This window comes from Leisingera sp. ABD4_442 (assembly GCF_056160905.1).
Genome location: NZ_JBSWYB010000041.1, coordinates 19,701 through 38,532, shown reverse-complemented (window position 1 = coordinate 38,532; position 18,832 = coordinate 19,701). Strand labels below are relative to the sequence as shown.

Genomic DNA, 18,832 nt, shown 5'->3' with positions numbered 1-18,832 from the left:
AACAACCTCCCCGAGCCTGAAGGCCTCACCGCCTGAAGCGCAGACCGTTGAGGTCCGAACAAATCTGCCCCGCCGGAAACCCTCCGGCGGGGCTTTGCGTTTGCGAATTTGAAAGGGAATGTGTCAAGCGGACACGGGCACCATGGTCCCCTGCAGGAGGGCAACCAGCTTTTCCTCTTCGCCTGTAACCGCGTGGACCTCTGCTGTGACGATCACCAGACGCCGACCCGGTTTAATGACTTTGCCTGTGGCTCGCAGATAGTCCCCTGCGCCCGGGGCTAGCAGGTTGATCTTCATCTCCGCCGTCATCACTTCGCTGCTCTCAGGCATCATGGACAGCGCCGCATAGCCGGCCGCCGTGTCGCCGATGGCAAAGCTGAGGGCCGCATGGGCCACATCGTGCTGCTGGCGGCTGCCGGGCAGGATCGGGGCGGTGATCACCACTTCGCCCGGCGCGACGCTGGCGACCTCCGCGCCCAGTGTCTGCATCATGCTTTGCTTGGCGAAACTGCGGCGGATGCGGTCGTCCATCTATGCTGTCCTTCTGTTGCTGGTGCCCAGCATAGAGACGGCACAGCCGCATTGAGCCTGTGACGCTGCGCCACTTAGCGGGGCATGGGCACCGGCAGCGCCTTAGGTCCAGTCAGGATCGCCAGCGCGTCCCTTTCCATCAGCGCGGTGAGCGCGGGGTCGGTGCTGCGCAGGCCGCCGGTATAGGTGCCGAAGGCCGGCAGGATCAGCCGCGACTGGTCCAGGAGAAAACAGGGGCGGGAAGTGCTGCGCACCCGTGCCTTGGGGTGGTAGTGGCCGGAGACCTCTGCCACAGCCAGGGGATTGGCGATATGGCGGAAGGTGAGCGGGGCAAGATGCAGCTCTGCCATCTGTTCGCCGCCCAGATCCGCAGGCGCCGGATCGTGGTTTCCGGTGATCCAGATCCAGCGGCGGTTCTGCATCAGGGAGGACAGCTGGGATTTCTCTGCTTCCGGCAAGGCCTGCGAGGCGGTGTCATCGTCGAAACTGTCGCCGAGACAGACCACCGTGTCCGGCTGCAGGGCAGACACCAGTTCGGCGATGCGCGCGAGCGTGTCCCGGGTCTCATAGGGCGGCAGGGCGCTGCCGCCGCGCCGGATGTGGCGTTCTGATTTCCCCAGATGCAGGTCGGAAACGCAAAGCAGGCGCTGCTCTGCCCACCAGAGCCCGCCAGAGCCGAGGGCAGTGAGGCAGGCGCCTGCGAGGGTGAAGTCAAATCCGGTCATGGCTTGGGTCTATCTGTCCCGATGGCACAGGCAAGGGTTATTGCAGCCGGTCCAGCCCGGACTGCCGCATCAGCGCCGCGGATTCCTGCTGCAACAGTTTCTCCTCCGCCGCGCCCTTGACCGGCACCTTGCCAACCTCCAGCAGCAGGGGCGCCGCGAGGGGGGAAATCCGTTCCAGCCGCCGCAGCGTGATGCAGCCGCGGGTCCGCTCCAGCATCTCCTCGATCCGCCCGAAATCCACCAGACCCCGCAGGGCTTCCTCGCGGGTGATGTCCATCAGCAGGTGATCCGGCTCGTACTTGCGCAGCGTGTCATAGAGGATATCGGAAGAGAATGTCGCCTGCCGCCCGTTCTTGCGCGCCCCCGGCGTGTTGCGTTCAATGAGGCCCGCGATGGTGGCAGCGCCGCGGAAGGAGCGTTTCATCACCGCATTGCCGGCCAGCCAGACCTCCAGCCCGTCGCGCAAAGCCTCCAGGTCGAACAGCGGGGCGGGGTCGGTGACTTCCTGCAGCCCCCAGATTAGGGTGGCGTAGTCGGTAGAGACAAAGCCGAGGGGATCAAGGCCCAGTTCCTCCATCCGCTTGGTCAGTAAAAGGCCCAGGGTTTGCTGGGCGTTGCGGCCGGCGAAGCCGTAGATGCAGATGTGTTCGCGGCTGTCATGCGGGAAGCTTTCGATCAGCAATTGGCCTGCGCGGGGCAGTTCGGAGACCTCCCGTTGCAGCTCCAGCCACTCGGCGGTGTGGCCAGGCAGGGCGGGCCAGCTGTCCTGTTTGAACATCTCCAGGATGCGCACGCTGAGCTGGGTGGAGGTGGCGAATTTGGTGCCGGAGAACACCGCGATATTGGGCTTTCGGCCGGGGTTGCGGGTGACCTCCACGGTCATTTCGCGCAAGCCCTCGTAACGCACGGTTTGGCCGCCGATCAGGAAGGTGTCGCCGGGGGTGAGGGTAGCGGCAAAGGCTTCCTCCACCTCGCCCAAGGGCTTGCCGCCGCGGCTGCGTTTCAGGCGGACCTTGATCAGGTCCGCGTCCTGAATGGTGCCAAGGTTCATGCGGATGCGCTGCGCCGCGCGCGGGTCGCGCAGCTGCCACTTGCCGTCGGGCCGCTGCAGCAGGCGCTGCCACTGATCGTAAGCCTTCAATGCGTAGCCGCCGGTGGCGCAGAAGTCGAGGCAGGCGTCGAACTCCGCGCGGGGCAGGGCGGCATAGGCCCCGGCCCGGGTCATCTCGGTATAGAGTTCATCTGCGTCAAACGGGCCGGCGCAGGCGGCGATCAGGATGTGCTGGCACAGCACGTCGCGGGGACCGGGTCCGCGCGGGTCCCCGTCCAGATCATTTTCGCGCACCGCCTCCAGCGCGGCGCGGCATTCAACCACCTCGAACCGGTTGGCAGGCACCAGCAGCGCTTTGGACGGCGCGTTATAGCGGTGGTTGGCGCGGCCGATGCGCTGCACTAAGCGTTTGACGTTCTTGGGCGCGCCGATCTGGATCACCAGATCCACGTCGCCCCAGTCGATGCCAAGGTCCAGCGAGCCGGTGCAGACGATGGCGCGCAGCTCTCCCCGGACCATCGCTGCCTCCACCCGCTCACGCTGGACCCGGTCAAGCGAGCCGTGGTGGATGCCGATCGGCAGCGCGTCCTCGTTGGCAAGCCAGAGGTTGTGAAAGAAGATTTCCGCCTGGGCGCGGGTGTTGTGGAATATCAGGGTGGTCTTGTGCGCCTTGATCTGTTCCATCACGGCGGGGATCGCATAGGCCGCGCCGCCGCCGGCCCAGGGCGGGGCCTCTTCGGTTTCCAGCATCCGGATGTCCGGCGCAGGACCGGGATCGGCCAGCACGATGCCGCAGGGGTCCGGATGGCGGGCCAGGTAGCTGGCGATGGCCTGCGGGTCGTCCACCGTGGCGGACAGGCCGACGCGGCGCAGGTCCGGGCACAGCGTCTGCAGCCGCGTCAGCGCCAGCATCAGCTGGTCGCCGCGCTTGCTTTCGGCCAGCGCGTGGATCTCGTCCACCACCACCCGCTTCAAACCTTTGAAGGTCCGCGCGGCGTCCTCGTAGGAGGTGAGCAGGGCGAGGCTTTCCGGCGTGGTCAGCAGGATATGCGGCGGGTCGGCCCGCTGGCGCTTCTTGCGGGAGGCAGGTGTATCGCCGGTGCGGTCATCTATGCGGACCGGCAGGCCGATCTCCTCAACCGGCGTGCGCAGGTTGCGCTTGATATCTGCGGCCAGTGCCTTGAGCGGCGAGATATAAAGCGTGTGCAGCCCGTCGTGTGTCCCATCGACCAGTTCCGCCAGGGTCGGCAAAAATCCCGCCATGGTCTTGCCGCCGCCGGTGGGGGCGATCAGCAGGGTGCAGGGCGCCCCGGCCCGGGCCAGCATGGCGTGCTGATGCGGGTGGATGGTCCAGCCGCGGACGGCGAACCAGTTCTCAAGCGCTTCAGGCAAGGCGGGGGCGGTGTCACTCATCCTGCGGAATGTGGGAGGCTTTGCCGGTCATTGCAACGTCATTTGCTGTCATAAACGGTCCGCGCCTGCAGCACCTGCTGATGCCGCCCGGCGGCCCAGATGGTCAGGGATTTCATGTGCTCAAGCAATTCCTGCCCCAAGGGGGTGAGCGCATAGGACACTGCCACCGGCGGGCCGGGATCGACGCTGCGGGTGATATAGCCGTCACGCTCCAGCTTGCGCAGGTTTTCGGTCAGCACCCGCTGGGTCACATCGCCAATGGTGCGCCGCAGCGCGCCGAACCGCAGCGCGCCGTCCTCCAGCACCAGCACGATCAGCATCTGCCATTTGCCTGTCACCTGCGACAGAACCTGCCGTATCGGGCAGTCCTCTGCTTGTTCCTTGGAGGGGGCGGTTACTGGAAGCATACCTGGTTCCTATTTGGTGCGTAATTGATATCTGGTGCGGAAAGAATACCAAATTGGGGTGTCACGACAACGCGATTCGAAAGGACATCCGATGAGTGCGAAAGAAATCGTTCTGAACGCCGTAGCGGCGATTTTCACCGCGTTTGACCCGGAGGCGGCAGAGCAGTTGCTGGCACCGGGTTACATCCAGCACAACCCGATGGTGCCAACCGGGGCTGCGCCCATTATCGGTTTCATTCCGGCGCTGAAGGAAAGCGGTGTCACGATGGAGGTCCACCGGGTGATTGCCGAGGGCGACATGGTGGTGCTGCACAGCACCTACGATAATGCGCAGGCCTTTGGCGCGGAGACACTGGTGGCCTTCGACGTGTTCCGAGTCGAGGGCGGGAAAGTGGCCGAACACTGGGACAACCTGCAGCCGCCCGCCGCGCCGAACGCCTCTGGCCGCACCTTGACCGACGGCCCGGCCGAGGTCACGGATCTGGACAAGACGGCGGAGAACAAGGCGCTGGTGCAGGGGTTTGTGACTGACGTCCTGCACGGCAAGGCGCCGGAGAAGATCACCAGCTACGTCTCGACGGAAACCTACCTGCAGCACAACCCGAATATCGGCGACGGGTTGGAGGCCCTTGGCGGAATGATCCAGCATCTGGCGGAAACCGGCCAGGCGCTGGCCTATACCAGCACCCCGATTGTGGTGGCCGAGGGGAACTTTGTCTTCACCGCCTCAGAGGGCAGCCTGGGAGAAACACCGATGGCGTTCTTTGATCTTTTCCGGGTGGAGGACGGCAAGATCGTCGAGCATTGGGATACCGTCAGCCCGATCCCGGCAGAGATGGCGCACGACAACGGCAAGTTCTGATAGCACTCAGCGAAAAGGGCGGGGATGATCCCGCCCTTTTTTTACTTCACGATGTGCTCGTCCTTGACGAACATATTGGCCCAGGCGCGGTCGATCAGTTCCGGCGACATCTGGTAGGGGATGCCTTCGAACTCGCAGATCGAAATCATCTGGTCGATCAGAAACACCGGCTGGTAGTTGGCGTAGATGTTGTTGATCGTCGGGTATTTCTTTTTCAGCAGATGCACCAGCGCGGCCTCGTCCAGCGGCATGCCCTTCTTGCGGGCCACCATGGCAAAGATCTTGAGGAAGTTCTCCTGGTTCGGGCCGTCGATCTTGATCTTGAAGAAGATCCGGCGCAGCGCCGCCTGGTCGAAAATCTCATTCGGGTGGAAGTTGGTGGAGAAGATCACCAGCGTGTCAAACGGCACCTCGAACTTCTCACCCGATTGCAGCGCCAGGATATCCTTGCTTTCTTCCAGCGGCACGATCCAACGGTTGACCAGGGACTGCGGCGGTTCCGCCTGACGGCCAAGGTCGTCGACGATGAAGATGCCGCCAGTGGATTTCAGCTGCAGCGGCGCCTGATAGGTACGTGCAGTGGGGTTGTAGACCAGGTCCAGCATGTCCAGCGACAGTTCGCCGCCGGTGATCACGGTGGGGCGCTCGCACATCACGTACCGCTCGTCAAAGCGGCGGCGGCGGCGCAGGGCGTTGGGATCTTCCGCTTCCTGTTCAACCGCGGTGTGCACGATCGGGTCATAGACGGTTATCACCTGGCCTGCGTATTCGATGGCGCGCGGCACATAGACATGATCCCCCAGCGCATCGCGGATGCCGTTGGAGATCGAGGATTTACCGTTGCCCGGCGGGCCGTACATCAGGATCGAACGACCGGCGCTGACTGCGGGGCCGAGGTGATCCAGCAGGCTGTTGGGCAGCACCAGATGCCCCATCGCATTGGTCAGCTGGTCGCGGGTCACCTGGATGTTGCGGATCGACTGGCGCTTCACCTGCTCGCGGTAGACTGCCAGCGGAACCGGCATGGCGCCGAAATATTCCGACTGGCTGAGCGCATCCTGGGCGCGGGACTTGCCGGCGTCAGTCAGCTGGTAGCCCATTTCGTTGCCGCTGTTGGCGTTCAGCGTGCCGGTGGCCTCCAGCAGCTTCTGCTCGCGGGCCATGTCCACCAGCTCCTGGGTGACGGAGGAGGGCAGGCAGATCGCCTCGGCGATCTCGCTTACGTTTTCCACGTTTTTACGGAAAATCGTTTTGAGCAGAATGTCCCGCATCATCACCAGCGGCAGCTGCATCTGTTCCAGCCCCTTGGGGGCGGGTGGGGCCACAACGGTGAGGTTCTGCATGTTCATGGCGGTGCCTGTCCCTGAAATCCATATCTGGCCCCGGCGGGCGGGGCGCTCCTGGAAACAGACTATTCAGGACTGTGGCAACAGCGGGGCAGAGCTGCAGCATTTCCGCGGAGGCGGCAGAAATCAGGGAGAGTTTTACAGGCCCGCGGGCTGGCTGCCGAACAGCGCTGCCAGGATCAGGTAGAGCGCCAGAGTGCCGCCCAGGCACAGGCCCATGGGAAAGCTCTTGCCGGTTTCCCAGCTTTGCCAATCGGGCGCCAACCGCCGCAAGGGAGTGTATTTGGCGATCCTGTGGGCGGTGAACCCTGCCAGCAGGGTTGCGGCAAAGATGATCATCAGAAGCCGCAGATCGCCAAGGGCAAAAAACGGGGCAGCGGCGCCGGCGAATTTGGCGTCGCCTGCACCGACGGCGCCGGCAGAGTAGAACAGGAAGCCCAGGGCGATGCCCGCCGGCAGATGCAAAATGTGCCAGCCATAGTCCGCCCAGCTGGGCATCACCAGCGCCCCAACAGTGACATAGATCACTGCCAGAACATCGACCGCCCAATTAGGGATGCGCATGCCGCGCAGGTCCGTCAGCGCAACTGTATAGCACAGCGGCAGCACAAAGGGCAGGAACCACAGGGCAGCATGGGCCGGGAATTGCATGGATCAGCCGTTCTCCAGGGCCGCCAGCGAGCGGGAGGCTTCCTCGAAATGCTGCGGGTGGGTGTCGATCGCCTCGCGCAGGAGGTTTTCGCCGATGGCGACGTCGCCTTGCTTGACTGCCGACAACGCCAGCGTGTGCAGCAGCAGGGCGCGTTCGGTTTGATCCAGCGGGATCACCGGCAGGGTGTAATTGCGTTGCGCACCGCGGGCCAGCACCAGGTTGTTCTTGGCCGTGAACAGGCCCTGATCCTGACGGATCGCCTCGCCGAACAGGCGCTCTGCGCCGGCAAAGTCGCCGCGGGTCAGTTTGGAATAGCCCCAGTTGTTCATTACCTTGGCAGGTTTGGTGGTCAGACCGGCTGCGATTTCATAGAAGCTGTCGGCGCGCTTCCAATCCTTGCCGGCATCCGCGACCACGGCCTCCAGCCGGTAGCGTTCATAGGTCTCATGCGTCGGGGGCACCTGATCGAGCTGTGCCTTGGCTGCATCCCATTCGCCGCTGCGCACCAGTGCGCCGGCCAGTTGCACGTGATCTTGGCTGGTGGCGCCCTTCATCGTCACCACCTTTTTCCAGGCGGCGGTGCCCTCGGTGTTGCGCTTGGCGCGGATCAAGGAATGGGCAAGGCCGCGCTGCAGCTCAATCCGCTCCGGGTCGTTCTTGAGCGTGCGCTGGAAATGGGCAACTGCCTCATTCGGGTCGGCCACGGTCAGCATGACATCGTTGAGATTGCTCTCGTCGATGACATTCACTTCCTGGAAAGCCCGTTCAACGGTTTCATCGCCTTTCTCCGCGCAGGCCGACAGGACCAGCGCCCCTGCAAGAGAAGCGGATAGAAAAATCTGCTGGCGCATTGGTGCGTCCTTTTTACTGCTCTGCCTCTTTATGGTGCTTGGCGAATCAGGTAGCTGCCGCTGCCTTGCCGCACCAATTTGTAGTCTTGTTTTTGAGGCTCAGTATGCGCAGGATTTTCCAGTTTTGCGAGTGCCAGGCGTAAATTATCGCGGATTGCGTCACTTTCGCCATTGTCAAGCGCATAGGCACGCTGGAACACCTGCACCGCTTCGGCGGTTTTGCCGCGTTCCATCAGCGCCACGCCCAGGTTGTTCATCGGTTCCGGCCAGGACGGGTCGGCATCCACCGCCTGGCGCAGCAGCTCCTCTGCCTGGCCCAGCCGCCTGAGACCCAGTTTGGCCGAGCCCATGCCGGACAGCACCTCGGCGGTCAGCCCGTGGTCAAGTGCTGCGCGGGTAAAGGCCTGCAGCGCCAGTTCGTGTTCGCCTGCGGCCATCAGCCGGTTGCCGACCACCAGCCCGTCTTCGGCCTGGCCGCGCGTATCATCGCCCGGCGCCCAGGGGCTGCTCTTGTCCTGTTTCAGCCCGCCCGGCGCGCAAGCTGCCGCCAGCGCGAGGGCGCTGGCGGCGGCGGTGGCCTTCAGCAGACGGGCAGCGGCTGCCCGTAGCGTTTTGGTCATTACTGGGGTCCTGCGTTGCCCATATTCATGATGCCCTGTACCGACGGGCCGACCAGGATGATCAGCAAGGGCGGAACCGTCAGCCCCATTGTGGCAAGGGTCATCTTTACGGGCAACTTGTTTGCGGCCTCTTCGGCGCGCATCACGCGCTTGTCACGCATTTCCCCGGCATAAACCCGCAAGGCGTCGGCGATCGAGGTGCCGAAACTGGAGGACTGGATCATCACGGTGACAAAGGAGGACACGTCCTGCACGCCGCAGCGGGTGCCCATGTCGCGCAGCACCTTGTCCTTTTCCTTGCCCGCCTTCATTTCATAGGCGACGACTTCGAATTCCTCGGCCAGCTCCGGGAAGGAGGCGTGCAGTTCCTTTGCAACGCGGACGATTGCCTGGTCCAGCGACTGGCCCGCCTCGACGCAGACCAGCATCATGTCCAAGGCGTCCGGGAACCCTTCGGTGATCTTCTGCTTGCGCTCCTCGATGCGGCGGGTGATCCAGTATTTTGGCAGCAAATAGCCTGCAGCGCCCGGACCGATGATGCGGATGGCCATCTGCTGGCTGTCATAGTCCGTGTCGGCCTTCAGAACGTAGACAAAGAACAGACCGGCCAGCAGGCCGACAATGCCCAGGGCAAACTGCGCGAAATGGAACAGGCGCACCGAGTCCTTGGAGTGATAGCCTGCCTGACGCAGCTTCAGCTCCATGGCTGAGAGTTCTTCCTCGTTCTGCGGTTCCAGGAAGCCTGCGAATTTCTGCAACTGCTCGTTGCGGTTGCCCTGACGCAGCCGCTCCTTCTTGGGTGTGTTCCGGGTTTCCGGCGCCATGTTTTTTTGCAGCTTTTTCAGCGGGTCCTCGGGCTGATTGAGCAGCAGGGGGATCGCCAGCAGGATCATGAACAGCCCGGCGATGCCCAGCACCAGGAGCGGGCCGAATTCGCCAAGCTGCGACGTCAGAAAGCTGTCTATGCCGGTCAGAAAATCCACGGCCGCCTCCTTAGACTTTGATGTTTGTCAGCATGCGCATGACAAAGAGGTTGGCTGTCAGCATTGCGCCGACTGCGAAACAGGCCGGGATAAACCAGGGATGGTCCAGCACGTTGTCGTAGTAGTTGGGATCCTTGACCAGGATGCCGATCAGGCAGAACAGCGGGAAACCCGACAGGAACTTGCCCGACCACTGCGCCTCGGCGGTGATCGCCTTGACCCGGCGGAACAGGCGGAAGCGGGCACGGATCACCTTGGCGAGACCGGCCAGAACCTCGGCCAGGTTACCGCCCGATTGCTGCTGGATGGTCACGGCAACGGCGAGGAAGCGCATGTCCTGCATGTCCAGGCGTTCGGCCATTTCCTTGAGTGCCTCGCCGACATCGCGGCCATAGGCGCATTCGTCGGAGATGATGCCGAACTCCGTGGCCAGCGGGTCCTCAACCTCATTCGCGACGATCTGCACCGCAGAGGTGAACGGGTGGCCGACGCGCAGGGAGCGCACCATCAGTTCCACTGCGTCCGGCAGCTGCTCCTCAATCATTGCCATCCGCTTGGCGGCTTTTTTGTTGACCCAGAAAAACACCGCGCCGACGCCGATAATAACTGAGCCCAGCACGCGGACGGGCAGGGGGGCAGAGGTGCCGATGCTGAGACCGACAAAGGCAACTGCGGCTAACCCGGCCATAATCAGGATCAGCTGTTTTGGCGAAAAGGCGATCGCAGCCTTCTGCGCGCGCTCGGAAAGCAGCGAATAGAGCGGGATCGACTGCGACTTGGCATGCTGGCCCAGCTCCTTGCGCAACTGCTCCAGCACCTGCTCGCGGTTGCTGCCCTTCTCCATCATCTCCAGCCGGCGGTTGACCTTGCTGTTGAGGCTGATGGATTTGCCGAAGGTAAATAGATACAGGCCTTCAACCAGGGCCAGAACCCCAAAGAAGATCAAGCCATAGATAAGCGGTTCAGCACTCAGTTGCATCAGCGCGGCTCCATCACAGTGGGTTCATAGATCGACGGCGGCAGGTCATAGCCCCACAGGCGGAAACGCTCCGAATAGTGGCTGCGGACGCCAGTGGCAGTAAAATGACCGATGATCTTGTTGTCCGGCGTCAGCCCGACGCGCTGGAACCGGAAGATTTCCTGCATCGAGATCACATCGCCTTCCATACCGGTGATCTCAGTGATCGACGTCATCCGGCGCGAGCCGTCCTGCAAGCGCGAGGCTTGCACGATCAGGTTCACCGCCGAGGAGATCTGGCTGCGCACCGCCTTGATCGGCATTTCAATGCCCGCCATGGCAATCATGTTTTCCAGACGCGAGATACCGTCCCGGGCAGAGTTGGCGTGGATCGTGGTCATCGAGCCGTCGTGACCGGTGTTCATGGCCTGCAGCATGTCGATCACTTCCTCGCCGCGGGTCTCGCCGACGATGATGCGGTCGGGGCGCATCCGCAGAGCGTTCTTCAGACAGTCGCGCGGCGATACCTCGCCCTTGCCTTCGACGTTGGGCGGGCGGCTTTCCATGCGGCCCACATGGGTCTGCTGCAGCTGAAGTTCCGCCGTATCCTCGATGGTCAGGATGCGCTCAGCGTTGTCGATGAAGGACGACAGCGCGTTCAGCGTGGTTGTCTTGCCCGAACCGGTGCCGCCAGAGACGATCACGTTCAGGCGGGTTGAGACAGCAGCCTGCAGATAGGCGGCCATTTCCTCGGTGAAGGCGCCGAAATTCACCAGGTCGTCAATGCCCAGCTTGTCCTTTTTGAATTTCCGGATCGACACCAGCGAACCGTCTACCGCGATCGGCGGCACCATCGCGTTGAAACGCGAGCCATCGGCCAGCCGGGCGTCTACATAGGGATTGCTCTCATCGACACGGCGTCCCACGGCAGAGACGATTTTGTCGATGATCCGCATCAGGTGCTTCTCATCTTTGAAGGCAATGTCTGAAAGCTCAAGCTTGCCGCTGCGCTCCACAAAGATCTGCTGCGGGCCGTTGACCAGAATGTCGCTGACGGTGTCATCCTGAAGCAAGGCTTCCAGCGGACCGAGGCCGGTGACCTCGTCGTAGAGTTCCTTGTTCAGCTGCTGCCGGTCTTCGCGGTTCAGAACGATGCTCTTCTCGGCCAGGATTTCGGTCGCGATATTGGCAATCTCAGAACGCAGCTCTGCTTCGCCCGCGCGTTCCAGGGCCGCGAGGTTCAGGTTTTCCAGAAGCTCCCGGTGCAGCTGGATCTTGATTTCGCTCAGGCGTTCCTTGCGCTTGCGCTCCTTGTCCATCGGCTGGGCCTCGGCCGCCTTGCGCTGGACCGGCTTACGCAATGATGCCGCAGGCTTGGCGGCGGCTGCCGCCGCCGCTGGCTCAGGTGCGGGAGCGGCAGGTTTGGCCGCTTGCTTTTTGTACTTGGAAAACATCAACTCACCCCAGTTCAAGCCGCTCAGGCGGCTTCTGCTTCTCTCCGGCCCAGCTCATGAAGTGAGGCCGCGAGCTTGGCGATTTCCTTGCGCAAGGGATTCTTTGCTGCCGAAACGGCCAGCGGCAGCCCATGGTCGCAGCTCTGCAGAACCTGCTTGCCGCCATCGGGCAGTTGCAGGTCGATAGAGATGCTGAGCGATTCCGCCATCCGCTTGACCCGGCTTTTGCCGGCGAGGTCGGTAAATTTCGGGGCCCGGTTCAGGGCAAAGCGCAGCTTTTCGAAGGGCAGGTCCTCCGACTGAAGCGCCCGTTTCATGCGCAGGGCATTCTGCGCGGAGCGCATGTCCAGCTCGATCATCGCGAAATAGACATGGGCCATGTTCAGCACGGTTTCCGACCATTGCACCAGAGTGTGGGGCAGGTCGATGACAACAAAGTCGAAGTGGCTGCGCGCCATTTCCACCACCCGGGTGATGTCTTCCGGCGACAGGATGTCCAAGGGCACCAGCTCCGACGGCGCGGTCAGAACCTGCAGGCGCTCCTGGAACGGCAGCAGGGCCTGGCCGAACAGGTCTGCATCCATGCTTTCGGTTTCGCTCAGCATTTCCATTACCGCCTCGCGGCGGGGCAGGTCCAAATAGGTTGAGACCGAGCCGTGCTGCAGATCCAGATCGAGCAGGCAGACACTGGGTTCATCATGCTCGCTGAGGGCGGCAAGTTCCCACGCCAGGTTGACAGCCATGGTGGTGGAGCCGGTACCGCCGGCCAGCCCGTGGCACACGATCACGGCGCCCTCGCGCTGGCTGCCGGATTGCAGCTGATGCGGGTTCTGCGCCACCTCCGGTTGCGGTTCCTGCAGCCGGTCGATTGCGGACTGCAGCTCCTGTTCCGGCAAGGGGTAGGGGACAAATTCATCGGCCCCTTGGCGCAGCAGCGTGTGCAGCGCCGCGGGCGTCACGTCCTCGGCTATCAGGATCACCTTGATGCCGCGTGATTTCGCCTGGGTGATGATCTCACCCAAAAGCGGCAGGTCGCCCTCATCCGCGCTGTCGATGGCCAAGGCGACAAATTGCAGCGGCTCTGCCCCGGACTGGCCGAAAAAGGCCAGCGCCTCGGTAAAGCCCAGATCACCCCAGGCCTCTCCCAGAGCGGCTTCCATGTCTTCGATCAAAAGATCGAAATTCTGCACGTCGCGGCTGATCGTGCAGGCAACAATCGCAGGTGTCTCTGTTTGCGGCATTCCGCTGCTCATCGCCATCATCCTTGTTCCCACCGGCGGTCCGGACACAGGTCACAGTCCGCCTCTAGGAAACAATTTCGGTGGCAATCTAGGCGATATTGGGGCCAAAAATCCCCAAATGTGGGGAATTGTTACTAGTTCGTAACCGCTGGGCCGCGAAAACCGCTTACTGCAGGGCGCGCTCGATCGACTTCTGCTCGGTCAGGGTGGTGGCCGGAACTGCGCTTTCCAGATATTCGCGGTAGATGATCTGGGCGTATTTCCCGTCCAGCACCGAGGGATGGCGCTTGAGGAAGCCGCTGACCTCAGTCACGGTGCGGCGGTTGCGGCGTTCGCGCTCCGGCGTCGGGATCAGCGGCTGGGTTTCGCCGTGGGAGACCACGGCCTCCAGCCGGTTGCGGCTGATACCGCGCGAGACCAGGTAGTTGACCGCGGCACGGGCCCTGCGCAGGCCAAGCGACTTATTGTAGGCATTGCTGCCGACCGCGTCGGTATGGCCGAAGACGCGGAAGCGCACTTCGGGGAATTGCTTGATCCAGCGCGCCTGCTGATCCAGCGCACTGCGGGCTGCCGCATCCAGGCGGGAGCTGTCAAAGTCGAAATTAATGGTGCTGGGCACCTCTTTGGCGAACCTGCTGGCCAACTGGATCGCATAGCTGCGCTCGCCGCTCATCACCGCCGCGTTGTTGAAGGTGGCTTCACCGAAGGCGCCCTTGCGGTTCAGCTCTCGCCCGGCTTCCCGCTCGCAGGCAGCTGCGGTCAGGAGAAGGCCGAGAATTGCAGCGGTTCTGATCATCTGTGCCACTCCTTATCAGTCCAGCACGTAGCCGTAAGAGCCATTGAAGTCCTGCTTGGCCACCTCGGCAGCCGGGCCGTTCTTGGTGCGGGCCGTGCGGCCGAACAGGAACAGGTCCTTTTCGCTGGGCGGGGCCACCCGGTCGGTCGGCAGGGTCAGCGCTTCGCCGCGGGTCGGAGTGACCAGATGCGCGCTGACGATAATCACCAGCTCGGTCTGCTCGCGCTGATAGTCGGCGCTGCGGAACAGCGCGCCCAGAACCGGCACATCGCCCAGCCAGGGCAGCTGCGCGGAGTTGTCGAGGAATTCATCGCGGATCAGTCCGGCAATCGCAAAGCTCTCGCCATCGCGCATTTCCACCGTGGTTGACGTTTCCCGGCGCGAAAAGGCGTCGATGGTCAGGCCGTTCAGCTCCAGCGAGTTGGTCGGGTCGATCGCCGACACCGCAGCGTTCAGTTCGAGATTGATAAGATCGCCGTCGACCACCCGTGGGATGAAGTTCAGCTCAATGCCGAAGGGCTTGAATTCAATGGTGATCACGCCGTCTTCCTGCGCGACCGGAACTGGGTATTCGCCGCCGGCCAGGAACTTCGCTTCCTGTCCCGACAGGGCAGACAGGTTGGGTTCAGCCAGGGTGCGGACCACGCCTTTTTGCTCCAGCGCTTCCAGCAGCAGGCTGACCTGGACGGAGCCTGCGTTGAAGCCGAACAGGAAGGCACCGGTGTTGGCATTGGCGGCGGGGATGTTGCCGGCCAGCGAGTTGGCCAGCGCGCCGGAGGTGTTCAGGGTGTTATAGCCGCCGGTGCGGCCATTGCCGGTGCCGCCGTTGAATCCCAGCGAGGCGCTGAGGGATTTCGAAACCGAGCGCTGCATTTCGGCAAAGCGGACCTTGAGCATGACCTGCTGCACGCCGCCGACCGACATCAGGTTACTGACCCGCTCAGGTGCGTAGCGTTCGGCCAGATCCAGAGCCCGCTGAAGGCGTGCGGCGCTGGACACGGTGCCGGACAGCACAATGCCGTCATTGGCGGTGCGCACCTCGATCTTCTCGTTTGGCAGGATCTGGCGCAGGCGTTCCTTGAATTCGGTCACATCCGCAGCCACCCGCACGTTCACGTTGGTGATCAGCCGGCCGGAGCCATCAAGCAGCGTCAGGGTGGTCAGGCCAGGCGATTTGCCCAGCACATAGATGGTGCGGTCTGAGAGGGAGGAAATATCCGCAATACTGGGGTTTGCGATGCTCAGCTCTGCAAAGGGTGTTTCGCTTTCCACAACCACAGCGCGGTTCATTGGCACGTCCAGCGTTGCCGCCGTGCCCTTCTTCACCACCCGCAGAGATTGCGCCGATGCCCCATCCGCCTGCGGCATGCCAATTAGCGATAGCCCCATAAGGGCCGCCGCCACGAACCGTTTAATTGCCATGTGACCTGCCTTTCCGATCACGCCTCAAAATCCGGGTCTTTTTGCCCGCTCTTTGGGCCACTGTGGTGCAGATCCCGAATTATTGCAAGAATCAATGGCTTCGGCGCCGTTCCTGAGGGGTTTGCATTGTGGGGCAAGCGCAACAGGCAAATCAACCGCCCTTCGAAGTGAAAGGGCGGCTGAACCTGTTAACGGTCTGCAAGGAAATGATATTCCTAGTTGGTGCAAGGGATCGGGATTTCCACAACCTCAGCGCCGCGGCGGGTCCTGATGGTGCAGACTTTTTCCTTTTCTACTTCCTGAGGGGCTTCCAGCGCACCCAGTCCCAGCAATGTGCGCTGGTCCACTTCAACCACCGAAGCGATGGTGTCGTCGCCTGCACCGACCAGCGCCAGGGACAGGCGCCCGGTGGTCTGCGCCTGCGCCAGCGCCGCCACCTGTTTGGGCAGGGCCGCAACCGTAACGGTGCGGGCGATGATGGCTTCACTGATGTCGCCGCCGGCGCTCTGGTCCACGGCAACCAGCTCCACATTGGTCTCAATCAGCCGGGTGACTTCGCCGTGGGTTCCGCTGGAACCCGGCATCATGCCGGTCCAATAGACATCGACCTTGTCGCCTGGACGCAAGAAACCCGAAACGCCCGAGGACACATCAACCTTGATCGCAAAGGCCCGCATGCCGCGCTGCAGCCGGGAGGTGATGCCGGCATCCTCGCCAGGCGCGGTCACCTTGACCGCCATGATGGCCTCGTCCTTTTCCATCGCGCGCAGTACCACGCGCAGCTTGTCGCCGCTTTGCGGCGGGAAAAGGGTGTCCAGAGCGGTAAAGGCGCCATCGGGAATGGCGTTCTCCGGCCAGCGCACGGCGCGTACGGCTTCCTTGGACAGGCGTTCGCCGTACTTCAGGGGTTTGGTGGCGACAAAGACATCGACCGTCGGGACCGTTTCAGCCCGGGCGGCGCGTTCGCGGGCCAGTTCGTTCTGATAGGCCGAAATGTATTTCTTGGCCATCATGACCGCGCCGCCCGCGAGGGCGACACCGACAATCAGCACAAGTCCGAAAACTGCACGCATTGTGTTACCTCTCATCAACCGAAGCCGGGTGTCCGCGGGGCGGTTCCGGCCAACGGATTTTTAAACATCTGCGGACTTTGGCCAGGGCAGCGGCGGATGGCAGCCACCCGTCAGGCAGCGTGCCTTAGCCAAAGTTCCAGTTGCTCATGTAGGCCGCCAGCGCATCCGCCAGCCCCAGGGCGCCGTCCTGCATCAGGCCGGCGATCAACGCGGCCAGTCCGGCCACGGCGGCTGCCAGAATAACCCAGTCCACTGTGATTGCGCCATCTTCGCTGGCAATAAATGACCTAAACTTCTTCATGTCGCGGACCTCGCTGCCCTAATTGATCAGCTGCGGTTCCGCTTGCTGCAAGCAGCTCCGCCCACTGTTAAGGTTATTAAGCTTTATGAATGGGGCCTTAATTGGGCGCAAACCTGTGCATTTCGCCCTAAAAGCCTGGTATTTGATAGACTTTTCAAATTGTTTCTTCAGCCCCGGCTGCTGCGTTTGGCTGGCAAAGGAAAGGCCGCCCTCCGAAGAGGGCGGCCAATCTTGCGATCAAGCAGTGCGGCTTAGGTGGTGCCGCCGGTGCTGGACGACGGAGCCTGGTCGGACAGGAAGTCGCCAGTGCTGCTGGTTAGGTCGGATGCGCCGTCCTGGATGGCGGTGTAGACAACACCGGCCAGAGCTGCGACGGCAGCGGTCAGAACAACCCAGTCGACGGTCACGGCGCCGGATTCTTCCTTGCGGAAATTCTTGAAGAATTTGATCATGGTTGGTCCCTCCAAAGGATCTCAGAAATTGTCGTGTCCCGCCGTCTCGCCAGGGTCTGCACTCTCACCTGCTTGGCCCCTGTCCGGCTTGGATGAGTACATATAGCCAGCGGAGAATGGCAGGAATTAGGCCGAAATCCGGAATTGCCGCCCAATTTTTACTTTTTGGCAAGAAAATTTGCAGCCAAGGGCAGAGGTGCATTGAAGCCGTTGAAAAAACAGTTCCGGCCTGAGACTTGCAAACCTCTCAGGCAGCGGGGGCTGGCAATAGAAAAGGCCGCCCTCCGAAGAGGGCGGCCAATCTTGCGATCAAGCAGTGCGGCTTAGGTGGTGCCGCCGGTGCTGGACGAAGGTGCCTGGTCGGACAGGAAGTCGCCGGTGCTGCTGGTCAGGTCGGATGCGCCGTCCTGGATGGCGGTGTAGACAACGCCGGCCAGAGCTGCGACGGCAGCGGTCAGAACAACCCAGTCGACGGTCACGGCGCCGGATTCGTCTTTGCGGAAGTTTTTGAAGAATTTGATCATGGTTGGTCCCTCCAAAGGATCTCAGAATTTTCGTCATCCCGCCATCTCGCCAGGGTTTGCACTCTCACCTGCTTGGTCCCTGTCCGGCTTGGATGAGTACATATAGCCAGTGCAGCGTGGCAGGATTTGGGCCGAAACCCGGAAATTCCCGCCTAATTTTTACTTTTCGGCAATGATTTCTGTACGGCATTGATTTTGCTGGGTTAAAATTCAGTTACCTGCTCGTGTCCCGTGGTAATTCGGCGCCAGTCAGAGCGAAATAAGGCGGTTGCGCCAGATTCTGGGGCGCAAAAGCTGGTGTTCGGGCTCTAAGTTTTTCATTTTGAAGCAAGCAGAAACCAGAGGCAGGCAAAGAAATGCCGTTTCGCAACGCAGTATTGGCCCTGGCGGCCTGCGCAGTGCCGTTTGCCGCGGCGGGGCAGCAGGTGCCGCCCCGGCCTTTCCCTGAATTCGAAGCCAAGCGTATAAAGCCGCCAGCACCTGGAGCAGGCAAGCGAATAACCGTGCAGATTGAGCCGCAAGCCGTGCAGGAGCCCCCGGCCTCTGATGCAGAGACGGCAGACGGAACATCACCTTTGCCAGAGGGGCGTTACGGCTGGTTCTGGGACAAGATTGCCGCTGGTCTGGAGGACAGCGGACCTGGGCGGCTGGATGACGCGCTGCAAGCGCTGCGCGGCTCCAAGGAGCTGACGGGGCCGCGGCTGCAGCTGTTGCAGGAGATTGTTCAGGAACGCGGAATACAGATCCTGACAGAGAGTGTTGGCACAGAGGTCTCACCAGCGCTGGTGCTGGCCGTGATCGCCGTCGAATCTGCGGGCCGCGCCGATGCCGTCAGCGCAGCGGGGGCGCAAGGGCTGATGCAGCTGATGCCTGATACGGCTGCCCGGTTCGGCGTGAGCGACGCGCTGGAAGCGCAGCAGAATATTTCCGGCGGTGTGAAATACCTGGACTGGCTGATGGGAGAGTTCGGCGGCGACCCTATCCTGGTGCTGGCAGGGTATAATGCAGGCGAAGGCGCGGTACGCGCCCATCAAGGGGTGCCGCCTTTTGCCGAGACCCGCGATTACGTGCCTAAGGTGCTGGCCGCCTATCAGGTCGCGCGGGGCCTATGCATGACTCCGCCGCAGTTCCTGTCTGACGGCTGCGTGTTCCGGACCGCCAAATAGGGGC

General features: G+C 62.4%; 20 protein-coding genes. 2 read left to right on the top strand and 18 right to left on the bottom strand.

Translation table 11 applies throughout. The features are described 5' to 3' along the window. Window positions 1-123 precede the first annotated feature (123 nt). The 4 genes from ACXAHG_RS20680 to ACXAHG_RS20665 form a co-directional block, all read right to left on the bottom strand. A complete protein-coding gene (locus ACXAHG_RS20680; RefSeq protein ID WP_475044812.1) occupies window positions 124-531 on the bottom strand; it encodes a PaaI family thioesterase in 408 nt (135 codons plus the stop codon). Window positions 532-605: 74 nt separating this feature from the next. Further along, on the bottom strand, window positions 606-1,256 hold the full coding sequence (gene pdeM / locus ACXAHG_RS20675; protein ID WP_475060326.1) for a ligase-associated DNA damage response endonuclease PdeM: 651 nt from the start codon (window positions 1,254-1,256) through the stop codon (window positions 606-608). A 37-nt stretch (window positions 1,257-1,293) separates the two neighbouring features. Further along, window positions 1,294-3,720, bottom strand: coding sequence for a ligase-associated DNA damage response DEXH box helicase (locus ACXAHG_RS20670; protein ID WP_475060324.1), 2,427 nt, complete (start codon window positions 3,718-3,720; stop codon window positions 1,294-1,296). A gap of 38 nt (window positions 3,721-3,758) precedes the next feature. Beyond that, window positions 3,759-4,127 carry a winged helix-turn-helix transcriptional regulator gene (locus ACXAHG_RS20665; protein WP_475060321.1) on the bottom strand — a complete coding sequence of 123 codons (369 nt, stop codon included), beginning with the start codon at window positions 4,125-4,127 and terminating at the stop codon, window positions 3,759-3,761. Window positions 4,128-4,218: 91 nt separating this feature from the next. On the opposite strand from ACXAHG_RS20665, the gene ACXAHG_RS20660 reads away from it, so the two are divergent. Then, window positions 4,219-4,989, top strand: a complete 771-nt coding sequence (locus tag ACXAHG_RS20660; protein ID WP_475044805.1) for a nuclear transport factor 2 family protein — start codon at window positions 4,219-4,221, stop codon at window positions 4,987-4,989. 41 nt (window positions 4,990-5,030) lie between these two features. On the opposite strand, the gene ACXAHG_RS20655 is transcribed toward ACXAHG_RS20660, so the two are convergent. The 14 genes from ACXAHG_RS20655 to ACXAHG_RS20590 all read right to left on the bottom strand — a co-directional run bounded on the left by ACXAHG_RS20655 (window position 5,031) and on the right by ACXAHG_RS20590 (window position 17,662). Next, window positions 5,031-6,338: an ATPase gene (locus ACXAHG_RS20655; protein ID WP_475044804.1), complete on the bottom strand. Its 1,308-nt coding sequence runs from the start codon at window positions 6,336-6,338 to the stop codon at window positions 5,031-5,033. 135 nt (window positions 6,339-6,473) lie between these two features. Then, the gene (locus tag ACXAHG_RS20650; RefSeq protein ID WP_475044803.1) at window positions 6,474-6,986 is read right to left on the bottom strand and encodes a prepilin peptidase; all 513 of its coding nucleotides are present in this window, start codon (window positions 6,984-6,986) and stop codon (window positions 6,474-6,476) included. Between the two features lie 3 nt (window positions 6,987-6,989). After that, on the bottom strand, window positions 6,990-7,838 hold the full coding sequence (locus ACXAHG_RS20645) for a tetratricopeptide repeat protein (protein ID WP_475044801.1): 849 nt from the start codon (window positions 7,836-7,838) through the stop codon (window positions 6,990-6,992). A 29-nt stretch (window positions 7,839-7,867) separates the two neighbouring features. Beyond that, complete coding sequence (locus tag ACXAHG_RS20640; RefSeq protein WP_475044800.1) at window positions 7,868-8,458, bottom strand: tetratricopeptide repeat protein; 591 nt, start codon at window positions 8,456-8,458, stop codon at window positions 7,868-7,870. Further along, a complete protein-coding gene (locus tag ACXAHG_RS20635; protein ID WP_475044798.1) occupies window positions 8,458-9,441 on the bottom strand; it encodes a type II secretion system F family protein in 984 nt (327 codons plus the stop codon). Before ACXAHG_RS20635 ends, ACXAHG_RS20640 begins: the two co-directional genes overlap by 1 nt. A gap of 10 nt (window positions 9,442-9,451) precedes the next feature. Next, on the bottom strand, window positions 9,452-10,420 hold the full coding sequence (locus tag ACXAHG_RS20630; RefSeq protein ID WP_475060319.1) for a type II secretion system F family protein: 969 nt from the start codon (window positions 10,418-10,420) through the stop codon (window positions 9,452-9,454). Further along, window positions 10,420-11,853 carry a CpaF family protein gene (locus tag ACXAHG_RS20625; protein WP_475044795.1) on the bottom strand — a complete coding sequence of 478 codons (1,434 nt, stop codon included), beginning with the start codon at window positions 11,851-11,853 and terminating at the stop codon, window positions 10,420-10,422. Before ACXAHG_RS20625 ends, ACXAHG_RS20630 begins: the two co-directional genes overlap by 1 nt. 23 nt (window positions 11,854-11,876) lie before the next feature. Next, the gene (locus ACXAHG_RS20620) at window positions 11,877-13,106 is read right to left on the bottom strand and encodes a CpaE/TadZ family protein (RefSeq protein ID WP_475060316.1); all 1,230 of its coding nucleotides are present in this window, start codon (window positions 13,104-13,106) and stop codon (window positions 11,877-11,879) included. A 154-nt stretch (window positions 13,107-13,260) separates the two neighbouring features. After that, window positions 13,261-13,890: an OmpA family protein gene (locus tag ACXAHG_RS20615; protein WP_475044791.1), complete on the bottom strand. Its 630-nt coding sequence runs from the start codon at window positions 13,888-13,890 to the stop codon at window positions 13,261-13,263. A gap of 15 nt (window positions 13,891-13,905) precedes the next feature. Next, the gene (locus ACXAHG_RS20610; RefSeq protein ID WP_475044790.1) at window positions 13,906-15,312 is read right to left on the bottom strand and encodes a type II and III secretion system protein family protein; all 1,407 of its coding nucleotides are present in this window, start codon (window positions 15,310-15,312) and stop codon (window positions 13,906-13,908) included. 215 nt (window positions 15,313-15,527) lie between these two features. Continuing rightward, on the bottom strand, window positions 15,528-16,385 hold the full coding sequence (gene cpaB / locus ACXAHG_RS20605; protein WP_475044789.1) for a Flp pilus assembly protein CpaB: 858 nt from the start codon (window positions 16,383-16,385) through the stop codon (window positions 15,528-15,530). Window positions 16,386-16,509: 124 nt separating this feature from the next. Continuing rightward, window positions 16,510-16,686, bottom strand: a complete 177-nt coding sequence (locus tag ACXAHG_RS20600; RefSeq protein WP_475044788.1) for a hypothetical protein — start codon at window positions 16,684-16,686, stop codon at window positions 16,510-16,512. A gap of 251 nt (window positions 16,687-16,937) precedes the next feature. Beyond that, complete coding sequence (locus ACXAHG_RS20595) at window positions 16,938-17,138, bottom strand: hypothetical protein (protein ID WP_475044786.1); 201 nt, start codon at window positions 17,136-17,138, stop codon at window positions 16,938-16,940. Window positions 17,139-17,461: 323 nt separating this feature from the next. After that, complete coding sequence (locus tag ACXAHG_RS20590; protein ID WP_475044785.1) at window positions 17,462-17,662, bottom strand: hypothetical protein; 201 nt, start codon at window positions 17,660-17,662, stop codon at window positions 17,462-17,464. A gap of 356 nt (window positions 17,663-18,018) precedes the next feature. On the opposite strand from ACXAHG_RS20590, the gene ACXAHG_RS20585 reads away from it, so the two are divergent. Then, complete coding sequence (locus tag ACXAHG_RS20585; protein WP_475044784.1) at window positions 18,019-18,828, top strand: lytic transglycosylase domain-containing protein; 810 nt, start codon at window positions 18,019-18,021, stop codon at window positions 18,826-18,828. Window positions 18,829-18,832: the final 4 nt, after the last annotated feature.

Bases quoted from the DNA above. Each gene is read 5' to 3' on its own strand.
- ACXAHG_RS20680 (WP_475044812.1), bottom strand. From the start codon at position 531: ATGGACGACCGCATCCGCCGCAGTTTCGCCAAGCAAAGCATGATGCAG.
- pdeM (WP_475060326.1), bottom strand. From the start codon at position 1,256: ATGACCGGATTTGACTTCACCCTCGCAGGCGCCTGCCTCACTGCCCTC.
- ACXAHG_RS20670 (WP_475060324.1), bottom strand. From the start codon at position 3,720: ATGAGTGACACCGCCCCCGCCTTGCCTGAAGCGCTTGAGAACTGGTTC.
- ACXAHG_RS20665 (WP_475060321.1), bottom strand. From the start codon at position 4,127: ATGCTTCCAGTAACCGCCCCCTCCAAGGAACAAGCAGAGGACTGCCCG.
- ACXAHG_RS20660 (WP_475044805.1), top strand. From the start codon at position 4,219: ATGAGTGCGAAAGAAATCGTTCTGAACGCCGTAGCGGCGATTTTCACC.
- ACXAHG_RS20655 (WP_475044804.1), bottom strand. From the start codon at position 6,338: ATGAACATGCAGAACCTCACCGTTGTGGCCCCACCCGCCCCCAAGGGG.
- ACXAHG_RS20650 (WP_475044803.1), bottom strand. From the start codon at position 6,986: ATGCAATTCCCGGCCCATGCTGCCCTGTGGTTCCTGCCCTTTGTGCTG.
- ACXAHG_RS20645 (WP_475044801.1), bottom strand. From the start codon at position 7,838: ATGCGCCAGCAGATTTTTCTATCCGCTTCTCTTGCAGGGGCGCTGGTC.
- ACXAHG_RS20640 (WP_475044800.1), bottom strand. From the start codon at position 8,458: ATGACCAAAACGCTACGGGCAGCCGCTGCCCGTCTGCTGAAGGCCACC.
- ACXAHG_RS20630 (WP_475060319.1), bottom strand. From the start codon at position 10,420: ATGCAACTGAGTGCTGAACCGCTTATCTATGGCTTGATCTTCTTTGGG.
- ACXAHG_RS20625 (WP_475044795.1), bottom strand. From the start codon at position 11,853: ATGTTTTCCAAGTACAAAAAGCAAGCGGCCAAACCTGCCGCTCCCGCA.
- ACXAHG_RS20620 (WP_475060316.1), bottom strand. From the start codon at position 13,106: ATGAGCAGCGGAATGCCGCAAACAGAGACACCTGCGATTGTTGCCTGC.
- ACXAHG_RS20615 (WP_475044791.1), bottom strand. From the start codon at position 13,890: ATGATCAGAACCGCTGCAATTCTCGGCCTTCTCCTGACCGCAGCTGCC.
- ACXAHG_RS20610 (WP_475044790.1), bottom strand. From the start codon at position 15,312: ATGGCAATTAAACGGTTCGTGGCGGCGGCCCTTATGGGGCTATCGCTA.
- cpaB (WP_475044789.1), bottom strand. From the start codon at position 16,385: ATGCGTGCAGTTTTCGGACTTGTGCTGATTGTCGGTGTCGCCCTCGCG.
- ACXAHG_RS20600 (WP_475044788.1), bottom strand. From the start codon at position 16,686: ATGAAGAAGTTTAGGTCATTTATTGCCAGCGAAGATGGCGCAATCACA.
- ACXAHG_RS20595 (WP_475044786.1), bottom strand. From the start codon at position 17,138: ATGATCAAATTCTTCAAGAATTTCCGCAAGGAAGAATCCGGCGCCGTG.
- ACXAHG_RS20590 (WP_475044785.1), bottom strand. From the start codon at position 17,662: ATGATCAAATTCTTCAAAAACTTCCGCAAAGACGAATCCGGCGCCGTG.
- ACXAHG_RS20585 (WP_475044784.1), top strand. From the start codon at position 18,019: ATGCCGTTTCGCAACGCAGTATTGGCCCTGGCGGCCTGCGCAGTGCCG.